The 13231-nt window shown below is 59.5% G+C and carries 10 protein-coding genes, 1 tRNA gene and 2 pseudogenes; 2 read left to right on the top strand and 11 right to left on the bottom strand.

Annotated features, from left to right (window positions below; translation table 11 throughout):
• Positions 1–2 precede the first annotated feature (2 nt).
• The 4 genes from ACWTU8_RS16050 to ACWTU8_RS16035 all read right to left on the bottom strand — a co-directional run bounded on the left by ACWTU8_RS16050 (position 3) and on the right by ACWTU8_RS16035 (position 2862).
• On the bottom strand, positions 3–239 hold the full coding sequence (locus ACWTU8_RS16050) for a Trm112 family protein (protein ID WP_095520024.1): 237 nt from the start codon (positions 237–239) through the stop codon (positions 3–5).
• Between the two features lie 195 nt (positions 240–434).
• Positions 435–1106, bottom strand: coding sequence for an LON peptidase substrate-binding domain-containing protein (locus ACWTU8_RS16045; RefSeq protein WP_455840728.1), 672 nt, complete (start codon positions 1104–1106; stop codon positions 435–437).
• Between the two features lie 165 nt (positions 1107–1271).
• Entirely contained in the window at positions 1272–2270 is a 999-nt protein-coding gene (gene trxA / locus ACWTU8_RS16040; protein ID WP_065007341.1) for a thioredoxin, read from the bottom strand.
• Positions 2271–2364: 94 nt separating this feature from the next.
• A complete protein-coding gene (locus tag ACWTU8_RS16035) occupies positions 2365–2862 on the bottom strand; it encodes a prolyl-tRNA synthetase associated domain-containing protein (RefSeq protein ID WP_455848911.1) in 498 nt (165 codons plus the stop codon).
• A gap of 231 nt (positions 2863–3093) precedes the next feature.
• Here ACWTU8_RS16035 and ACWTU8_RS16030 point away from each other — a divergent pair.
• Positions 3094–3168, top strand: a tRNA-Gly gene (locus tag ACWTU8_RS16030).
• 69 nt (positions 3169–3237) lie between these two features.
• Here the strand turns inward: ACWTU8_RS16030 and ACWTU8_RS16025 are convergent.
• From ACWTU8_RS16025 to ACWTU8_RS16000, 6 genes and pseudogenes are all read right to left on the bottom strand, one after another.
• Positions 3238–3439, bottom strand: a pseudogene (locus ACWTU8_RS16025) (IS256 family transposase); the annotation flags it as partial.
• A gap of 239 nt (positions 3440–3678) precedes the next feature.
• Entirely contained in the window at positions 3679–4749 is a 1071-nt protein-coding gene (locus ACWTU8_RS16020) for an adenylate/guanylate cyclase domain-containing protein (protein WP_455848910.1), read from the bottom strand.
• A 3-nt stretch (positions 4750–4752) separates the two neighbouring features.
• Positions 4753–5244, bottom strand: a complete 492-nt coding sequence (locus ACWTU8_RS16015; RefSeq protein ID WP_245316398.1) for a Rab family GTPase — start codon at positions 5242–5244, stop codon at positions 4753–4755.
• A 16-nt stretch (positions 5245–5260) separates the two neighbouring features.
• Positions 5261–7918: an OmpA family protein gene (locus ACWTU8_RS16010; protein WP_455848909.1), complete on the bottom strand. Its 2658-nt coding sequence runs from the start codon at positions 7916–7918 to the stop codon at positions 5261–5263.
• Positions 7919–7925: 7 nt separating this feature from the next.
• Complete coding sequence (locus tag ACWTU8_RS16005) at positions 7926–8591, bottom strand: coiled-coil domain-containing protein (protein ID WP_029349544.1); 666 nt, start codon at positions 8589–8591, stop codon at positions 7926–7928.
• 619 nt (positions 8592–9210) lie between these two features.
• Positions 9211–9362: pseudogene (locus ACWTU8_RS16000) on the bottom strand (IS110 family transposase); the annotation flags it as partial.
• 160 nt (positions 9363–9522) lie between these two features.
• On the opposite strand from ACWTU8_RS16000, the gene ACWTU8_RS15995 reads away from it, so the two are divergent.
• The gene (locus tag ACWTU8_RS15995; protein ID WP_455848908.1) at positions 9523–12495 is read left to right on the top strand and encodes a glycosyltransferase; all 2973 of its coding nucleotides are present in this window, start codon (positions 9523–9525) and stop codon (positions 12493–12495) included.
• Positions 12496–12542: 47 nt separating this feature from the next.
• On the opposite strand, the gene ACWTU8_RS15990 is transcribed toward ACWTU8_RS15995, so the two are convergent.
• Positions 12543–13223, bottom strand: a complete 681-nt coding sequence (locus ACWTU8_RS15990; RefSeq protein WP_095495752.1) for a peroxiredoxin-like family protein — start codon at positions 13221–13223, stop codon at positions 12543–12545.
• Positions 13224–13231: the final 8 nt, after the last annotated feature.

The following is a 13231-nucleotide window of genomic DNA, read 5'->3' as shown; positions in this document are numbered from 1 at the left end:
GTTCAGGACGGTCCGCCCAGACGCGGCGGCAATCCGTCCTCGAAGGGGAGCGAGCGCGCCTCCGAAGGCAGCATGATCGGGATGCCGTCACGCACCGGATAGGCAAGCCGTGCGACCCTCGAGATGAGCTCGCCTCGCTCCGGATCCCAGGTAAGCGGGCCCTTGGTCAGCGGGCAGGCCAGCAATTCCAGCAGTTTGGGGTCGACATTGGCCTTCTTTCCATCACGCCCATCCACCATTCGGTCTGTCCTTCTCTGGGGTCACTTTAGGTTTCGCGCGGCTCTCCCTTCTCCCCTTGTGGGAGAAGGTGTCGCCGAAGGCGACGGATGAGGGGTGTTCCAGCTTGGCACCAACGGCGCTCCGTCCAGCACCCCTCAACCGTCTTGGCGCTGCGCCAATCTTCCTTCTCCCCTTAGGGGAGAAGGAAAAGCCCCCTATTGCAGGCTCGACCCGAAATCCTCGTTCTCACGTGCCAGTGCCATTTCGGTGATGGCTATCAGCGTTTCGGCGCGTGTCTTCAGGTCCGCCGCTTCAAGCAGCGCCTGTTTCTCGGCCGGCCCGTAGGGAGCCATCATCGACAGCGCGTTGACCAGCATGGCATTTTCGGCGCGGCTGACGCTTTCCCAGTCGGCTTCAAGATCGTTGGCCTGCAAATAGGCGCGAAATGCCCTGAGCAGCGCTGGCCGGTCTATCTCGGCCTCTGCCTGATCTTCGTCGAGATCGGTGAGAAAGGGCGCAAACCGGCACTGGCGGAAGGGCGTTTTGACCGCAAGCTCCTGCACGATGCGGAACCGGCACACACCTTGCAGCGAAATCAGGTAGCGGCCATCGCCGCTCTCGGAAAGTGCGATGATACGTCCGGCGCAGCCGACATTGCAGAGTTCCGGCTCGCCATCGCCACGCCGTGCACCGTCGAGGCTGGGCTGTATAACGCCGATCAGCCGCGATCCGGCGATCGCCTCATCCACCATCTCAAGATAGCGCGGCTCAAAAATGTTGAGCGGCATGCGGCCGCCCGGCAGCAGCAATGCGCCTTCGAGCGGGAAGATCGGCACCGTCGACGGCAAATCCGTATCGAGTCGGTAATGCGCGTTTCCCGCCTGCACTTCAAGCCTCCGGTCGCTCCCTCAAGAAGCGCATGAAGCCCCCCCATCCCGTCGCAACCTGACGCGTAATCGTCACGAAGCGAAGAACGGATCGGTCAGGCCTCCTAATCTGGCGCAGCCGTCGTCGATCGCAAGGCCATCAGGAAAAAACAGCTTGATGCGCGCTCAGGAAAACAGCAGCGACGACAATTTGCGCCGCGCCGCCAGCGTTGCCTCGTCGGTCATGCCCCATGCCTCGAAGAACTGCAGCAACTGCGTCTTGGCGCCGTCGTCGTTCCACGAGCGATCAGCCTTGACGATCGCCAGCAGATTGTCGGCCGCGGCCATGCGCTCGCCGTTGGCGTTCTGGATCATCGCAAGATCGAAACGTGCCTGGTGGTCCCCGGGGTTCTCAGCCAGGCGCCGCTGGAGTTCGGCCGGATTGCCAAGTGCTGCTGCCTGCGCGGCAAGCGCCATCTTGGCGCGTACGGCGGCGAGTGGCGGCGCATCCTTCTTGGCTTCCGGGGCCCGCGCCAGCACCGCTTCGGCGCCCTCGGCATCGCCGGCCTCGAATAGCAGATCGCCAAGCCCGGCAATCGCCTCGATCGTGTCCGGCGCCTGTTCCAGGACGGCGTCGTAGATGTCCGCCGCGGTCTGCACATCGCCGGCGGCGCGCGCCTCGGCGGCCGCGGCAAGCGCCTCGGCCACCTGCGGCGCACCATTGTTCTTGCCGCCGACCTTCTGGATGAACGCGGCGATCTGGCTCTCCGGAATGGCGCCCATGAAGCCGTCGACCGGCTGGCCATCCCTAAAGGCGATGACCGCCGGTATCGACTGGATACCAAGCTGGCCGGCGATCGAAGGATGGTCGTCGATGTTCATCTTGACCAGCTTGACCTTGCCGCCGGCGGCGGTGACCGCCTTTTCCAGCAGCGGCGTCAGTTGCTTGCAGGGCCCGCACCATGGCGCCCAAAAATCGACCAGCACCGGCTGACGCCGCGATTCCTGGATGACATCGGCGGCAAATGTGGCGGTCGTCGTATCCTTGATGACGTCGACGGTGACAGGCGGCTCGCCAAGCGCGACTCTCGCGGGAGTGGCCTCAGTGCCGCCATACTGCACTGTGGTGGCATACTGTCCGCCATTGCTGCCAAATGGGCCGCCAAATTGATTGTTGTCACTCATCTCGTCGCCCTTTCGGTCGCGCCGCCGGCCACCGGCCCGGCGCAACGTCCTTTATCCTCACTCAGAAATCGGTTTATCGTCATCCATGTGGCGATCATCCCGTGACTTTCAAGATAACAGGATCATGCCCGGTTGCCTCGACGAATTTGACGAGGTCGGCAGCGGCGATCGAGGTCGTTGCCTCATTGGTCAGCGGATGGGCATTGATGACGGCCTGGCGCATCAACTCCTGGTCGAGAACGACCTTGACCCGCAACTCCGTATCGTTGATCACGCCGAAAACCGTGACCGCGCCCGGTACGACGCCGAGAAGCTCCATCAGCATCTCCGGCTTGCCGAAGGAAACGCGCCCGGCGGCGCCGATGACATGATGGATCTGCTTGAGATCGACCACCGCCTCCTCATCGACGCTGACCAGGAAGAAATTGTCCTTCTTGTCCTTGAGGAACAGGTTCTTGGTGTGCCCGCCGGCAATTTCTCCACGCAGCGCCTGCGAATCGGCGACCGTGAACAGCGGCGGATGGCGCAAGGTCGAGACCTCGATCCCGAGATCGGCGAGAAAGGCAAAAAGCTCGGCTTCGGTTTTCGGCATGTTGTTTCTTGTCGGACTTCTTGCTGTCGCGGTTTGGATCATGCCGTTTACGGCCAATGACGCGGCCGAGACAAGACCGTTGCGCGGCGACACGCTGAATTCCGTGGCGATACACGCCACGGAAGGCTCGGTTACGTCGCCGGGTGCGGCCAAAAAACCTGCGATTCCCCTGTTGCAATCGCCGCGCCCTTCAGCCATATAGGCGCGGCTTGCGGCCCAAAAGCCGCGCGAGCGGGTGTAGCTCAGGGGTAGAGCACAACCTTGCCAAGGTTGGGGTCGAGCGTTCGAATCGCTTCACCCGCTCCAGTTTCCTCAAGGGGAATCAAGCGATTAAGAGGCGCCTTTCGGGGCGCCTTTTGCTTACATGGCGTTGCAACCGGCGCGCGTCTCCCAGTCGCGCTCGCGATAGCGTTGCGCTGGGCCGTGCGCAACGGGTTCTTCTCGCCATAGGCGCCGGTGGCGGCCCCCAACCTCCAACTCCATCAGCCGCCCGGCGGCAAAGCCAATCATCTCGCGCAAGAGGTCGGAATCTGGAGGCTTCTCCACGAGGGCGCAGGTTCATCATGCCATCGGTCATCGATGGTTCGTTCGAGGTGGTGTCAGCAACCCGACCTCACCGGCGAATTGTCGATGGACCACGGCAAAGCCGCTCGCTCGCTACAGCGCTATCGAGGGCGCGCTCGCGAGCGGCGTGGCTACGGCCGCGCCACACCACGCGACCCCGCTCGGTGGTCGGCTGCACCTCTGCGGACATACGAAACTACGATGTTGCTTGAGCTGCAATGCGCTCCAGCGTCGGCACTGCCAACCGGCAAATCAGGCCGGGAGCCGCCACATTCGCACACGACCTGTACCACGCAATTCCGTTTCCGCGAGTGGGTCGCAAGCAAAATTTGGTCCAAGCAGTTTGCGAGTTGCATCCGAAATACGGATTTCATCGGGATCCGCTGACGTTTGAATACGTGCGGCGAGATTAACGGTCTCGCCCCACAGGTCATAGGCAAACCGCCTTTTGCCTATGACGCCCGCGACGATTGGTCCTGAGTGAATTCCAATCCTGAGTCTTATCGGTTCTCCTGCGAAGCGTTCGCGCTTAACCGCCTCCCGCAGTTCAAGTGCATAGTGCGCAAGGGCTTCTGCATGATCGGATCGCGCGGCGGGCAGGCCAGCGACCACCATCACGCAATCGCCGATTGTCTTGATCTTTTCGCAGCCGTATCGTTCCGAGAGCAGATCCGCCGCCTTGAAGAAGTAATTTAAAATAGCGAGCGTTGTCTCGGCTCCGACGCTTCGCGCTCTTTCCGTAAAGCCGACGATGTCGGCAAAAAGCACACTCACGTCAGCATGGTTGTCTGCAATTTGTTCGTCCGCTTTTAACCGCTCCGCGATCGACGCCGGAAGAATGTTGAGGAGTAGGCTTTCGGCGCGCTGGTATTCACGCGACAATCCCTCTTGGCTCTGCCTCAACGCCTCGTTCGTCAATTGTAATTTTTCGTTGAGTTGACGCTCCCTCTCTTGCAGGAGTGTCATTTCATAAGCCTTCTGTTGAAGCCGCTGCCTATTGTCGCGTTCGGCAGTGGCGTCAAGAAAGAGCAGCCATACGCACGCATTGTCAGCAAAAAGATGAAGGTCCGCGACACGCCCGCTGGGCAGTTCGACCATGGCCATATGATATGGAAGCTCCGGGCAAGGCAGCAAACCTTCCATGAATTCAAGCTGCTCGGCTACGGGCTTGCCAATGCAAAGTGATGATAGGCCGTAATGTTCAACACTACCGCCCTTCGCAGCGATGCAAAGCTGGGCGTCAATTTTCAGATACGCGACAGAGTACTCGTTGTAGAAGAAATCGTAAATCCAGCTTCTGACTTCTCTTGGCAATCCATGCATGGTCTATTTGGCAACCATCGAAGCAAGCTGACGAAACGCATCATCAACACATTCACCCGAAAGCGCACTTGTTAGATAGATTTGCCATCCAAGTTGCCTCAGTTCGTTAATCTCACTATCCGATATTGCCCACCGATCGGCCAGATCCGATTTGTTGAACAGCAATACGAACGGCATAGCGCCGAATTCGGCCTCGGCCCGCTCGCGCAGCGTGAGCGCCACGGCAAGAGTAGCGGCGCGGGTTCCATCGACGACAAGCACGAGCCCGCTCGCACCTCGCACATAGCTGACGCGGAATGAGCCGATATCGTCTTCGCCGGCCAAATCCCATAAAATCAGATCCACGGTTTTATCCGGCAGTACAACACTCTTCTTGTCGATTTTCACTCCCACCGTGGTCAAGTAGGTTTCTGAAAAGATGCTTTGCACAAACCTGCGAACCAGACTCGTTTTTCCGACAGCGAACCCGCCCAACATGCAGATCTTCTTTTGCAATATCCTGGGCTCCGCCCTAGTGGAAGTTTACCGTAACCGAAACTCTGCGATTGGCGGAGCTCCCGGTTCGGCTATTTTCAGTCTCCGCTGGCTCAAAGGTGCCCGCGCCGCGAACCAAGAGCAATTCCGGATCGACGCCGCGCTTCTTGAGAAGCGCACGAACTGTCTCCGCGCGGGCGGCGCTGATCGACACGTTGGCCGTTTCACGGCCCGTCGCGTCCGAATGGCCGGTCAACATGAACTGGGCTGTTACGCCTGCCTCGCGGGCGTCCTTGGCCAATTCCTTCAACTGATTCGCCAATTTGTCGAGAACCGGCAATTGCTCTGGTCCCGGTACAGCCTTGCCAGAATCGAAGAAAATGTCGACCGCTTGAATAGCGTCCCTCAAATGCGTGAGTTCCTGAGGGGTTGACTCACGCAGCTCGGAGATTTCTAGAGTGAGTCCGTCCGCGGACAGCTGTTGGGAGGCGACCCGCGCCCGGTTTATCCAGGCGGCAGGAGCCTCACCCACGGCAACGATGCGATCCTGGATGATCATAAGCCGAACCGATTTCGGCGGAGCCAGCGACGCCACCAGCCGCTTCAGCACGAACTTCGGATCAAGGCTCTGATAGAATTGCCACTGCGAATGAACGCGAGCCGGATCAACCCCTGTTCCGGACAGCAGAGCCTGCGGGTCGGCGGCCTGCGGATCTCTCAGGCCGGAAATGTAGAAATGTCCGCCCCTCGCCGTTTGTTGGGCGACGATGATTCCCGGTTGGGCCTCAAGTCGCGACACATAATGCTGCCAGTGCTCCGCCGCGCGTGCTTCGGGGCTCACATCACGAACCTTGGAGATGTCGAATACCGGTCCACCTGCCGAAAGCTGTCGGGCCGCCGCGCGTGCCCGATCTATCCAGGTGTCGGGAGCCTCACCCTCGGCAACGATGCGATCATTGACGATCGAAAGCCGAACCGATTTCGGCGGGGTCAGTGACGCGGTTAGCCGCTTCAGCACGAACTCTGGATCAAGGCTCTGATAGAATTGCCACTGCGAATGAACGCGGGCAGGATCGACCTCCGTTCCGGACAGCAGAGCCAGCGGGTCGGCGGCAAGCGGGTCTCTCAGGCCGGCAATGTAGAATTGGCCATCGCGCACCTTTTGTTCGGCAACCATGATTCCCGGTTGGACCTCAAGTCGCGACACATAGGCCTGCCAGTGCTCCGCCGCGCGTGCTTCGGGGCTCACATCACGGACCCTGGAGATATCGAATACCGGTCCGCCTGCCGAAAGCTGTCGGGCCGCTGCGCGTGCCCGATCTATCCAGGTGTCGGGGGCCTCACCCTCGGCAACGATGCGATCATTGACGATCGAAAGTCGTACTGAATCCGGCGGAGCCAGCGACGCCGTTAGCCGCTTCAGCACGAACTCCGGCTCAAGGCTCTGATACAATTGCCACTGCGAATGAACGCGGGCGGGATCGACCTCCGTTCCGGACAACAGCGACAGCGGGTCGGCGGCAAGCGGATCTCTCAGACCGGCAATATAGAATTGGCCATCGCGCACCTTTTGTTCGGCAACGATGATGCCCGGCTGGGTACTCAGCCGCGACACATAGGCCTGCCAGCGTTGCCCGGATTGCCAGGAAAGAAGAAACCAACCGCCTGCCGGAATCAGGACCAGCAGGACTGCAGCCACCACCAGCCAAGGAAATCCCTGGTTAGAGTCCTCCTGCTTCAGTTCAACGCAGGTGTGCAACAGCGTCTCTACGCCGGCCAACTGCGAACTGTCGCCGTCAAACTGCTCTAAAGCCTGTGAGCATTCATCATGGATGCGAAGCAACACATCGCGAAATATTTCATGTAATTCCTCTGGCGGATTTCCCCGGATCACCGCGACTAAGGTCGCAAACGGTCCAACTTCCGACCAGAGACGAAGCTCCCCGAAACGGATAGTGTCCAGGCCGCTCTGTTCTTTCTCGTTAAATGAGTCTTTCACAAAATCTTGAATTGCACTAAGCATCGACGAAATGAGTTGCGGATCTTCGCTCGTTGCATTATCGGCAGTTACATGCGCTATCAAAAGCCCGGAATTGCGGTTAATCAGAAAGACATGCTCTACACGATAGACAAGTGAATGCTTAAGAACAACTTCTGAGAAGCTTGCGCCCGTTCTCCAAGCTTCAAATCTCCACTTGAGCCCATGCCAAGTAAATATATGTCTTAAAGTTTCATTCAGCGACTGAAAGGTCTGATCGATCTTTTCCCCGATCGACTTGCGAATTGCCGGCAGAAACACCGGGTATAGTATATCCGTAAGCGTACGCGGGCTCTTCTGGATGGACCGTTGCACGGCCCTCTCGACAGCTGGCGCAAGTGCCTCGCCGAGTTGCGCATGAGGCGCACGTGCGGCTGCACTGGGGAGAACACCCCCAACTGCAGACGCAAGCTGCTCAGGTTCGTCGAGCAGGTGCGAAACTCGTGAAAGCTCCGAAATTTCGCGGCCGACCAGCAACTGGCGCAGCGTTTCCATGCGAGGATCGGCGGTGGGAACTCCGTGGAAACGCGCACGATAGTCCGGATCAACGTTCCGGGCAATTTCGACCAAAAGATTAGCCAGAGCCTCGCGATCAATCTCTGTATCGTTCGAAGCTGCTCTTTGAGGAAGGCTGATTGGGTCGACGGTCGACGTCAAGTTCCGATCAACTCACTTTCCAACTACGTTCCGAGTTGCTCTTGCTGCCGACGGGATCCTGATTTAGACATTTTGCAACCTCGACAAACAGGCCAGCCAAAAGATTTCGGTCGGTCTTGACGTTGCTGAGATCGGAAAACATTTTCTCCATTAGCATCTGAATGCTTTCATTCTTTTGCTTGATTTCCTCACGCAGCAATTGATCGCTTCGATTTATCCGGTCCGCAACTTCGCGCTCAAGCTCGCTCAATTGATCCGACAGCGCGCGCACCTGCTTTTCAAGCGCCTGATTTTGCTCGCGAAGATTCCGGTCAATCTCCTTGTCGGCCTCGGCTCGTGCATCTTTTTCGTTCCGCAATTGCGCCGCGAGCGATTCGACCTGCTTCTTTGCATTTGACTCGTACATTTCAAGATTGCGCTTGGCCTCGGATTCGACATCCTTGAAGCGCTGCAAGAACCGTTCTTCAAGCTTGGAAAAACGGCGGTCGTAGTCCTGCATCTGGTTGCCGAACAGCAGATCACGTATCTTGTCGACACCTACAGCGTCGCCGGAGACCCCGCTCTCGCGAGCCTGGACCCCCATGAAGGCCAGCCCGTTCCCGTCTGCATTACTTATCAGATTTTCGTCCGCTTTATTTGCTGAAGAAGCGGTACTCGAAGATTCCTTAGCCATCGTTATGCCCCTTCATTTGAACACCTGCCACAGTGCAAAACTGAAAAACACCCAAACATGTCAGCAAAATACCCGGCTCGCAAGCCGGAATCTTCTTGACGTAAGCCAATTCGTGCGTCCCTTTTACATCTCTTCGACTAGCAGCAAATGCACGAGTTCCGATTGGTGTCGCTCTCGCATCTCTTTGTGATAGCAGCCATAACCGGCTAATCTGATCGACCATTGGACGCAATCTACTATCGAAATGAGTAATACAATGTCCGGCTATAGCTACTGGAGCGCAATTAAGTAGCGCAGACACATTAGAAGTATCTAAATTAGCTGGTCTGGCGGCGCACATGCGGCGCACATACTGTCTCGCACCCGGCTGTATACTGCGACGATCCGCTTCCGATGCGGGCCCAACGGTAGAAGGGAGTTCTTCTTTCGCACGGAGAATGGCTGTTCGAGAATGCACCTCGGAATCGAGGCGTTTCGGTCGACAGGAGGGGAGCAATTGTCCCAATAACGGCAGTCATTCAACACCAAAGCTTCAGTGGGCTTGCATTTACGGTGCCCCCGATTGCAAAAGACGTCAGTCTGCCGTAGCTGTTGCACTCATACGGTGCCAGGGACCGCAGCTTGTGGTCATGGTGCCGACTCCGGGGATCGACATGAGTATGCGGCATGCTTGGCTTTGACGTGCATCTGCGACAGCTGGCGCCCAAACTCGGCGGCACGGATGCGAATGCTGCGCCAGGCTTCCAGCATCGGTAGCACAACAGGAGCAAGCTCGCTCTGCAGCCAAATGGCGGCGTCGCGGCGGCTCGGAAGAGTTCGCAGGAGACTGTTTGGACGCAGCGTCCCTGATGACCGTTCCCTTTGGCAGGAAATCGCCGGCTATGTTTCGGGACTCTTGTTCTACCTTCAAACCAGGCACGGGTAAGACGGCGTGGTGCATGATCCCTTGGTTTCAATCGTGGTTCCTGCGCACGACGCGGAGGTAACGCTGGCGCGCGCACTCGATTGCCTTCTCGATCAGGAAATAATGGACTGGGAGGCGATCGTCGTCGACGACGCCTCCACGGACGCCACCGCCGCGATTGTCGCCGGTTATGTGGAGCGCGATGCCCGGTTTCGGACGCTGAGTTCTTGCGCGTATAGCGCCGCCGGCGCGCGCAATAGCGGGATTTCGACAGCGCGCGGACGCTGGCTCATGTTCCTGGATGCGGACGATTGGGTGGACGCCAGCTTCCTTGCGAAAATGCTCGCCGCACTTGAACACGCGCCCGATGCGGTCGCCGCCTATTGCGGTTCCCGGCGCGTGATGCCCGATGGCGAACTCACCCCGTCGAGCATCCCGACGGAGGTTGCGATCCAGCCCTTCGAAACATTCGCGCGCCGGTGCGCGATCCGCACTCACGCGCTGCTCGTCGACCGGAAGACAATTGTCGAGTTGGGCGGCTTCGATGTTTCGCTGCGCACCTGCGAGGACTGGGATCTGTGGCAGCGCCTTGCACGTCTAGGCAAACGTTGGGTGATGGTCGACGAGCCGCTCGCTTTTTATCGGACCAGCCCCAAATCGCTCACCCGCAATTCGACGCAGACGCTGGCCGATGCGGAAATCGTGATCGCCCGCGGCTTTTCTCCTGATCCCAGGGTCAAACAGCCAGCTTCGGCACACGCCAATGGAGCGATCGAGGCGAACGGCCGCACCGCTTCCGAAGCACTCGCGTGGTTCGCGTTGTGGAACGCCGCGTCGGATTGCGGCAGCGGCCGCCGCTCGATCAGCCCGCGGACCCTGCGCGCGCTCCCGGCAGGACGTAAGTGGGCCCCTGAGATCGCCAAGGTGGCCTTCGATGGCCTTATGGTAGGAAGCCTGTCGGTGCCAGCGCAATTGGCTGCCAGGTGGGACAGGTTCGGCGGCCCCCTCACCGAGTTGATCATCGAACTCGGCAAAGTCTGGGACGATCCCGTCGCGGGTCGCCGCGTCCAGTATCAGCTTGAGGAAATGCTTCTCGACTTCGACGATCTTGCCGCGCCGCGCAGGCTGGCGCGGACGCTTGGAATTCGCGTCGATATTCGAAATCCGACCTCGATCGAACTTCCGGAAGGAATCGATCAAATTTATGCCTATCTGATGATGGATGGCCAGATCGAGGCTGTCGTGCAGTTCGGCGTACTCGGGAAAGTGACAAGGCGCCATTGGATTGAATTGATCCGGAATTTCGTGCCCCCTGAGCGGCTTATACACAGTGCCGCGCGACTTGCGAGGCCATCGCCTGTACATGCCCCGCAACAGGGCGCCGGTGCCGACAAGTCAAACATGTTTGCAACCGAGGCATTGTTGTCCATCGCGGGACGTCGGTCTGATCGGGACAGCCACTTCGGCAAACTCGCGCGGTTGGCCGCGGAAGCGCGGCGGCTGGTTCGGTCGAGCGCCGAAGCGACAGAGCCGCTTGCAGCGCCACGCCGCGCATCGGCCGCGGATGGGCACGACAATGATCGCACGTCGTTCTGGAATCGCCGTTTCGCGACCGAGGATCCCTGGAACTACGGTTCGTCCTATGAGCAGGAAAAATATGAGCGGCAGCTCGAAATTCTGCCTGCCGGTCCGATCGGACGGGCGCTTGAGCTGGCCTGCGCGGAGGGGCACTTCACGCGGCAGCTGGCGCCGCGAGTGGGCCATTTGACGGCAACTGACATCTCCGCCGTAGCCATCGGGCGAGCGCGCGCGCGATGCAGCGATCAGCCGAATGTTGAGTTCGGCGTACTGGATTTCTGCGCGGACACGCTGCCCGGTGAGATGGACCTGATCGTCTGTTCGGAAGTGCTCTACTATCTGGATGATCTCGCCGAGTTGCGGCGCATCGCCAAAAAAATCGTTGAGGCATTGGCGCCTGGCGGCAGTTTCATCAACGCACACGCATTCGTGTTACGGGACAATGTTGAAAGGACCGGCTTCGACTGGAACACATTCGGTGCACAAGCGATCTCAGAGACGCTGGCCGGGACCGAAGGCCTCGTCCTCGATCAATCGATCCAGACCGAGCTCTATCGCATAGACCGCTTCCGCCGCCTGTCACCGGACGACGTGGCGACGGAACCCATGATTGATCAAGTGCCAATCCGCGCTCCCCTTGAAATCGGGGTCGCGCGAAATATCGTCTGGGGCGGGGCGCGGGCCTTGCGCCGCGACGTTGCGCGTAGCGAGCGGCGGCAGCATATCCCTGTCCTCATGTATCACAGCGTCTCCGATGAAGGGCCGGCCGCGCTCGCCCGTTTTCGGCTCACGCCCGCCGCATTCCAAAGCCAGATGGCATGGCTGCGCGCCAATGGCTTTCACGCGATTAGGTCCGAGCAGCTGGAATGGTTCATCGCCAACCGTCAACCTTTCATTGGCCGCCCAGTGCTCATCACCTTCGACGACGGCTTCCAGAACTTTGCCGACCATGCCTGGCCGATCTTGCGCGCGAACGACCTGACCGCGGAAGTGTTCCTGGTGACGGACCTGGTGGGTGAAAGTGCACTGTGGGACGCCGACAGCGGTCCGCCAACGCAGCTTATGGACGCCGGGACGGTGCGACGCCTCGCTGCCGAAGGTGCATTCTTCGGAAGCCATCTGGCGACGCATCGCGCGATAGATGGTCTGTCGAGCTCTGACTTGGCCAGCGAGCTGCTTCGCTCTCGTATGTTCATCGAACGGTGGACCGGTCGGCTAACCACGGCGTTCGCGGCACCCTTTTCTGTCACCGACCGACGGCTTGGCAGGCTGGCCAAGGAGTGCGGCTATCGGATCGGCTTCGGCGGCAGACACGGCCCGGCGGACCTCGATTGCGATCCCATCGACCTTCCGCGCATCGAGATTCGCGGGGATCGCTCGCTCGATGACTTTGTTGCGAGGGTCGAGGCCGTGCTGAAATGAAACGGTGAACTTGTCAGTGTCCCGCCCGTTTACCTCGTTCGCAAACCCTATTGGGCGACTTGGGACACCGCTGACATCAGCTCCTGCGGGTTTGGCGCCCCAAACATGTATCGCCCACCCTCTGGAACCTCCGTGAAGCTCCAGCGGACGATCCCCTGCCGGTCCAGCAGGAACTGACCGACCAGTTGTCCGTGTCCCGTTGCCATCATCTGCTCGTCGGCTTCGGTCAGTTCGTAATGGTCCCTCTTGTCGAGGATCTCGCCGGCCGCAATAGGATCCATAGGACCGGGCAACTCGCTTGGTATGTCGACCCGCATATCCTTTACCGCTGCCATCGAGACCTTGTACGGCCAGTTCGTCTCGTTTTCGGTGAATTCGAGATTGGGGAGTCCAAAAGCACGATGTGAAGCGCGTTCAGGGTCGGAGGCCGCAAGCAGATTCGGCATCGGGTGGTAACGGAAATAGAGACGCGCTCGTTCGATCGGCGTGTTGACCACCGTCAGGCTCTCCACGCCCTTTTCGCGCAGCTCCGGATCAAGCCGCGCCTGGGCGGCGATATGGCGCCGGCAAAACGCACAATGCAGACCTCGAAACAGGCCGACCAGCACCGGTTTTTGTCCGCGAAAGTCGTCAAGCGCGATCTTGCCTTCCTGGGTAATGGCGTCGAGTACCACGTTCGGCGCACGGTCGCCCGGTTGAAGCGGTACCAAGTCGCTACGCGCGGACATTTCCAACC

The sequence above is a fragment of the Mesorhizobium sp. BHbdii genome (genome assembly GCF_053848045.1).
This window is presented reverse-complemented; position numbering and strand designations above follow the sequence as displayed.